Origin of the sequence: uncultured Campylobacter sp., assembly GCF_937890585.1 — a bacterium.
Classification (GTDB): domain Bacteria; phylum Campylobacterota; class Campylobacteria; order Campylobacterales; family Campylobacteraceae; genus Campylobacter_A.
Genome location: NZ_CALACG010000194.1, coordinates 1 through 7,008 on the forward strand (window position 1 = coordinate 1; position 7,008 = coordinate 7,008).

The 7,008-nt window shown below is 40.0% G+C and carries 5 protein-coding genes; all 5 read right to left on the reverse strand.

Annotated elements, in window-relative coordinates; translation table 11 throughout:
* Positions 1-1,016 precede the first annotated feature (1,016 nt).
* The 5 genes from Q0296_RS05700 to Q0296_RS05720 are packed head-to-tail and all read right to left on the reverse strand — an operon-like array spanning position 1,017 to position 6,967.
* Positions 1,017-2,750, reverse strand: coding sequence for an ATP-binding protein (locus tag Q0296_RS05700; protein WP_298037841.1), 1,734 nt, complete (start codon positions 2,748-2,750; stop codon positions 1,017-1,019).
* The gene (locus Q0296_RS05705) at positions 2,750-4,405 is read right to left on the reverse strand and encodes a fatty acid--CoA ligase (protein ID WP_298037844.1); all 1,656 of its coding nucleotides are present in this window, start codon (positions 4,403-4,405) and stop codon (positions 2,750-2,752) included. Before Q0296_RS05705 ends, Q0296_RS05700 begins: the two co-directional genes overlap by 1 nt.
* An 8-nt stretch (positions 4,406-4,413) precedes the next feature.
* Positions 4,414-5,652 carry an outer membrane protein transport protein gene (locus Q0296_RS05710; RefSeq protein WP_298037846.1) on the reverse strand — a complete coding sequence of 413 codons (1,239 nt, stop codon included), beginning with the start codon at positions 5,650-5,652 and terminating at the stop codon, positions 4,414-4,416.
* Positions 5,649-6,500: a deoxyribonuclease IV gene (gene nfo, locus Q0296_RS05715; protein ID WP_298037849.1), complete on the reverse strand. Its 852-nt coding sequence runs from the start codon at positions 6,498-6,500 to the stop codon at positions 5,649-5,651. The genes Q0296_RS05710 and nfo overlap by 4 nt, the downstream gene beginning before the upstream one ends.
* Positions 6,497-6,967, reverse strand: coding sequence for a hypothetical protein (locus Q0296_RS05720; protein ID WP_298037852.1), 471 nt, complete (start codon positions 6,965-6,967; stop codon positions 6,497-6,499). Before Q0296_RS05720 ends, nfo begins: the two co-directional genes overlap by 4 nt.
* Positions 6,968-7,008 lie beyond the last annotated feature (41 nt).

Below are 7,008 nucleotides of genomic sequence, written 5' to 3' on the forward strand. Positions count from 1 at the left end.
CTATAACTTTGACTGCTAAAATTTCATGGCCTTTTAATTTTTTTATTAAAAAGATCGGTAAATTTGCTTTTTTGGTGCGAAAAAGTGTTGCTATAAAAGTCGCGGAAGTAAATTTGAAATTTATAGGGTTTTGCTAGGTTAAATTTCACGGAGTGGGCGATTTTTTGTGTTAGGCAAAAAACGATAAAGTGTTATAAAAAAGCAGTCATGCCCACGCTTCAAATGGCAGATAAAATTTAGAATTTTTGGCTTTTTTGTTAAAAATGCTTGTTTGTAAAATATGGTATTAAATTTGAAATAGGCGAGTGAGCTAAATTTGCAATGGCATTTATCTTACTTGTAGCTTTTGCAAATTTGCATAGACAAAACAAAATTTAATGCAAAAGCATAGGTAGCTAGGGGCGACAAAACGTGTAACCAAAGCTCATTTGCTTTACTTGTCTGAAAAAGCCACGGAGCGGATAAATTTCAAAATTTTGCGGTTTTTGGATAAAAGCTACCATTTTGCAAAGGCTGAGGTCGTAAATTTGAGGCAAGCGAGCTAGTTAAATTTATGCAAAAAGCCTATGGGCGAGTGTCTATCCTATCGTAGCTTTTGCCAAAAATTAATTGTAAAAAATTCACGTTTAGTTTAGCAAGTACCGATACTTTAGGCTTTGCATCGTGACGCAAAGCATATATTTAAAAAAGCGTAAGAGAAAAATCTCTCTTTTTATATTTGCCAAAGATCGAATTTGCTTTACGTTTTCTGTAGCTTTTGGTGGCAGGCTTCTTGTAAATTTAATAGACAAAAGCAAATTTGATATCCGCACTTTGGTGTTTGCAAAAGCTTTCAACATATTTTAGGAAAAGCCCAAGAATAAGCCTATTTTTTCATCGCCAAAGCTTAAATTTAGCTCGCGTTTTGCGTGATTTTAGTGGCAAAACTCATCTAAATTTTATTGAGTAAAGCAAATCTCTTATCAAACTAGCGGTTTTGTGTAACGCAAAGTCAAATTTATAAAATAAGATAAGACCTAAGAGCCAAATCCCATCTTTTTATCTTCGCCAAAGCTCGAGTTTAGCTCGCGCTCTATCGTGGTTTTAAAGTCCTCAAAGGTAAAAATCCCATCGTCTTTTATGGCGACTTTTAAGGCGGTATTTTTTAGCGCAAGGACGATCTGTGCGCCACTTAGGTTAAACTCAGCCAGCCTTTCTACGCTAAAGCCATCTTCAAAGCTCGCATTTTCAGGCAAAATTTTACGCCAAATGGCAAGCCTGCCGTTATAATCAGGCTTTTTAAACTCGATTTTGTAGTCAAACCTTCTAGAAAACGCCACGTCAAGGCTTTGTAAGAAATTTGTCGTAGCGATCAGCACGCCCTCAAAGCGCTCGATCTGCTCTAAGAAGATATTTTGCATTTGATTATGCATCTTTTCAGCCCCGCTAGAGCTCTCCACCCTTGTGCTTAAAAACTGATCGGCCTCGTTTAGCAAGAGTACTGGCTCGCTGCCACTTTTTTTGCAAATTTCTTTGTAAGTGTCAAAAATTTTCCTTACATTTTGCTCGCTCTCGCCGACATATTTGCTTAAAATTTTTGAGCAGTCAAAGCTTAGAATTTGCTTCTTTAGGCTCTTTGCAAGCCCAACGGCACTCATGGTCTTACCAGTGCCAGGCTCGCCGTAAAAGATGATCTTTGCGTCTATATTTTTTCTAGTTTTTATGCCCCAGCTGCTAAGTCTAGCTAGCACTTTTTTATCGACTTGCTTTAGTATCGTGCTTAAAAGCTGCTTTGTCTTTTCGTTTAGTACGACATCTTCTAGGCTCGTTACTGGCTCTATTAGCTCAAAAATTTCTTGCTCTTTTACCAGACTTTCGATCTTGATTTTCTTGCTATTTTTGTCATTTTTTGGGTGCATTATGCTTTGCAAAATTTCTTCGTTTATAAAAAAGCTCTTGCTAACGTTGCCATAAGCGTTTAAAACCTCGTCGTAGTCGATAAGTGCGCCCTCGATGAGCCTTGAGCCGTCTTCTAAGAGAGTGCGGTTTTTGATGCGCTCAAGCTCGTCTTTGCTTATTAGCCCAACTAGTGTGTTTAGGTCGCGACCATTTTCAAAGTCGCCTGCGTACTCCTCTTTTAAAAGGGCCAAAAATATGATCTGCTCTTTTTCATCAAGTAAGTTTTCTTTAAAAATTTGCTCTATTTTTAGGCTGATCTTACTTAATTTTACGCGCTCATTTATCCGCTTTGTAAGCTCAGAAATTTGCTCATTTATGCGCTTTTTAGCGTCATTTGAGCCACCTTCAAAGATCGCAGCCTTTGAGTAGAGCTCTATCTTTAAAAACTGATCTTTTAAATACTCCAAATGATCTTCATAAGGTGCAAGCTCTGGTAAATTTATATCAGCGTTGCCATCTTCTAAAATTTTTAAAAATGTGCTTGAGAGTGAAATTTCAGAGTGAAGTAGCGAAAGCAGCCCTTGGTTTGAGCTTTTTTGCGAGTTCTCTGGCATTTTAAAGAGGCTGTAGTTTTGCACTATCCAGCCGCTATCTAGCAAATTTTTTATAAATTTAAGGTATAAAAGCTGCTTGTCATTTTGCGTGCCAAAAACAGCTCCAAGTAGCTCAAAAACGCTCATGCTAGCTGTGCCTTGCACGTAGGCTTTGCTTAGATATTTTAAAATTTCTCCCTCTTCATCACCACACTTTATAAGCTCGTAAATTTTACTTTTTTTGAGATCTTGGTTTAGAAAATCAAGCAAATATTTCACTAAATTTTATCCTTTATCTGCTCTTTTAGCACACGTTTTAGCACCTTGCCAGTAGCGTTTCTAGGTAGCTCTTCGGCAAAATAAATACTTTTTGGAATTTTGAAATTTGCTAAATTTTTCTTTAGATGTGCTCTAACTGTTTTTTCGTCCAGATCCATACCCTCTTTTACCTGCACAAAGGCCACGACCTCTTCATCTGCGTGCACGTCTTTTACGCCGATAACTGCGGTTGCTTCGACCGCTTCAAGCTTGTAAATGACCTCTTCGATCTCGCGAGGATAGATGTTTATGCCTTTTGATATGATGAGGTCTTTTTTGCGATCAACGATGTAGATAAAGCCCTCTTCATCGACTTTGCCGAGGTCTCCAGTCTTTAGCCAGCCATTTATGATGGTCTCGTCAGTCACGCTTGGCATGCCGTAGTAGCCCTGCATGACGCAGTCGCCTTTTATGATGATCTCGCCGATCTGACCAACTGGAAGCTCCATCATCTCGTCATTTACGATCTTTACAGCATAGCCATTTAGCACAGGGCCGACGCTTAAAAGCTTTTGCTTGTCAAATAAATTTGCCGCCACGATCGGAGAGCATTCGCTAAGGCCATATCCCTCAACGAGCGTCGCGCGCGGGAATTTCACTCTAAAGTCATCGATAGTCTGCTTAGCAAGCGGAGCAGCGCCACTTACAAATAGCCTTATGCGGTTAAACCATCTAAAATACCATGGAATTTTTGCCTTGCCAATGGCTGTATATATAGCTGGGATACCTAAAAATACGGTGACTCGCTTTAGTAAAGCCTGTTTTAGCACGTTTGAAAATGGAAAAACCGACTTTATAAGCACCATCGAAGCACCTGAAAATATCGGCAAAAGCACCATCGCCGTTAGCGTAAAGCTGTGAAACATCGGTAAGAATACGATAAATCTATCGCTTTTTTTAACTTTAAAGCGCTCGTGTGCGCCGACTAAATTTGATAGGATATTTTTATAGCATATCATCGCGCCCTTTGGCTTGCCAGTGGTGCCTGAGGTGTAGATGATGTGCATGAGATCGTCGATTTTTGGGTATTTTGTGATGCTTAGAGTGTATTTGTGGCTTAGAGCTTCGGTGAAATTTACATTTTTAAGCTCATAGCCCTTACCCATCTCCTCTTTTGAAATTTGAGGTGTTGAGGTGAGATATGCGCCCTCGCCGTACTCTTCATCGACGTTTGCAAATTCCTCTTTTGAGGCACTTTGAAGTTTTTTTGGCGTCTGGCCGATCCATATGATCTTTCTTAAAATTTCAAGATCGCTAAGGGCGATGAGCTCCTTTGCTAGCGAGCTAGAGGCGAAAAGCACCCTTGCGCCGCAGTCATTTATGATGTACTCAAATTCTGTTGTTTTTAAGAATGTGTTCATAGGCACTGCAACTGCGCCAATAGCCGTGATAGCAAGGTATGAGATGATAAATTCTTGCGAGTTTGCCACTGCCATAGCCACTTTGTCGCCAAAATTTACCCCACAAAGCTGCAAATAAGCCGCCACTTTATCGACGTTTTGCTTTAGTTCGTGGTACTTTAGCTTCTCTTTTTCTTCAAAAAGCACTATCTGGTTTGGGCTCTCTTTTGCCACCTTGGTTAAAATTTCGTAAAAGTTATTATATTCGTATTGCATTTTTAGCCCTAAAAGGTGTATTTAAATGTTGTTCCGACGATCTGAATTTTACCAGAGTCAAACTCTCCTGACATTTTTCCAGCACCTGTTGCGATATCTGTCGCGCGCTTTTTGTCGCGGTGTTGATAGACATAGCCAAATGCCACCTCTAAATTATCTGTAAATTTGTAGTTTAAGCCAGCTGTGTATGCCTTAGAAGTTGTGTTTGGTAGCTCTAGGCCTGTGTGGTTACTGCTGGTTATATCCTCATCGTAAGAAAAGCCAGCCATTAGCCTAAGCTTCTCATTTACGTCGTAGGCAAGGCCTATCCTATATGTATTTGAGTCTTTTGCGTTTTTAACGACTGGATCGTCCATTAATAATTTGAAGGCTCTTCCAAATGGTGGATTTGTATGAACTGCTGTCTTGTCGCCAAATTCAAAGTCATAGTCTTTAAATTTAGACCAGTAAGTCCTCTCGTAAGCTAGCAAAAGTGTAAAATCGCTAAATTTATATCCAGTAGCAAGCACGAGCTGAGCAGGCAGTGGTATCTCAACTCTTGTCTTGCCATGATAGCTTATAGGTGCTAAAGGCCCTTTAAAGTCAGCGTCGGTGCTACCTTTAAGCTCTAAATTTACCTTTGAGCGATAAGTCACTGCAAAGCTTAGCTCCTCGATAGGTCTATATGTAAGAGCGACGTTGTAGCCGTAGTTTATCGCGTCGCCTTGTATCTCTCTATACCCAACGCCAAAGTCGCTAGCTATCTTGCCCTTTGTATAAACGCCTCTAGCACCCACAGCAACGGCAAGCTTGTCATTTATGCGGTACGCCACGGTTGGATTTAGCTCGACAACTTGGAGTTTAAATCTCTTTCCAGTAAATGCCGTCTCTGGGTCTTCCCACGAGATGCCAACAGCCGCAGGCACGGCTAGAGCTAGGCCAAATTTCCAGTTTTCATAAAGCTCAGGCGTTACAAAGCTAAATGTACCAGCTAGTGAGTCAAATTTCTTTGAGCTATAAGTTTTACCGCTATCTGTTTTAAAATCAAGAGAATTTATATGAAACCAACCAAGCGTGCTCTCAACGTGGTGACGGCCGTCTAAGAACATCATATTTGCTGGGTTAAAATAAGCCGCATCAGCCCCAAAACTAAAGGCTACGTTACTAGCTGCAAGTCCCAAAGAGTCAGCACTTTGCTCAGGCACTTTATATCCGCCAGCATTTAATAATGAACAAGTCGCAACGATGCTGAAAAGCACTTTTTTCATATCTTTTTCCTCTCTAAATTTCTTAAAATTTTGATCTCATCTTCCCAAATACTCTCATCAATCGTCTCTAAAATCAAGGGAATTTCGCCTATTTTATCATCATTTATTATATTTTCAAAAGCCCCAAGGCCAAGCTCGCCCTTGCCAAGGCTCTCATGCCTATCTTTTTTCGAGCCAAGTCCAAATTTAGCGTCATTTAGGTGCATGCCAGATAGAAATTTATAGCCGATGATCGCGTCAAATTCGCCCATCGTCTTTGCGTAGGAGGCCTTGCTTCGTAGGTCATAGCCTGCTGCAAATGCGTGACAGGTGTCAAAACAAACGCCAACTCTACTCTCATCGTCTGTGTGCTCTATTAGGTAGGCTAGTTGCTTAAAATCAAAACCTAAATTTGAGCCTTGTGCGGCTGTGTTTTCTATGACAAGCTTCACGCCGCTTGTGCGTTTTAGCGCTTCGTTTATGCAACCAGCGATGTTATCTAGGCACTCTTTTTCACTTATTTGCTTTAGGTGCGAGCCTGGGTGAAAATTTAAAAGCTCTAGTCCAAGCTTGCCAGCACGCTCTATCTCGTCTACAAAGGCTTCAAAGGACTTTGCCCTTGCCTCTTCGTCTGGATGGCCTAAATTTATTAGGTAGCTGCTATGTGGCAAGACGTGCTTGGCACTTATGCCAGAGGCTTTTAAATTTGCCCTAAACTGCTCTATCTCGCTGCTACTTAGCTCCTTTGCGCTCCATTGGCGCTGATTTTTAGTAAAAAGTGCAAAGGCATTTGCTCCTATTTTTGCAGCATTTAAAGGCGCGTTAAAGACGCCTCCAGCCGCACTTACGTGAGCTCCGATATATCTCATTTTAACTCTTTTATTATCACTTTTATTTTATTTTTGCTGTCGATAAATTTGACGTAGTTATCGCAAACTTCGTATTTTATAAAATAAGAACTTATATCTTGGCTAAATCCACACTCAGTGGACATCAAGCCCTTGCCCTCGTAAATTTTCTCTCTTTTTAAAATTTCCTCAAACATAGTCTCATAATGTGGCGCTAAGAAAAATTTTTCATTAAAATCACTCTTGCTAAAGCAGGCGCCATTTACGCAAATTTTGTCTTTTATGCGGATATTTGCGGTGTTTACGCCAGAGCTATAAATTTGTAAATTTAGATCATTTTTGTATGTGTGAAAAAATCCAACATCATTTATCTTTATCATCGGAGAAAATAAAGTGACCTGAAAAGCTTGCGATCTTTGCGGTGTTTTAGTCGCAACACAGCCTGAAAAAATGAGAGCAAATAATAAAACAAGTGAAAATTTCTTCAACGATTTGTCCTTTTATGTAAATTTAAGTTAAAAAGTAATAT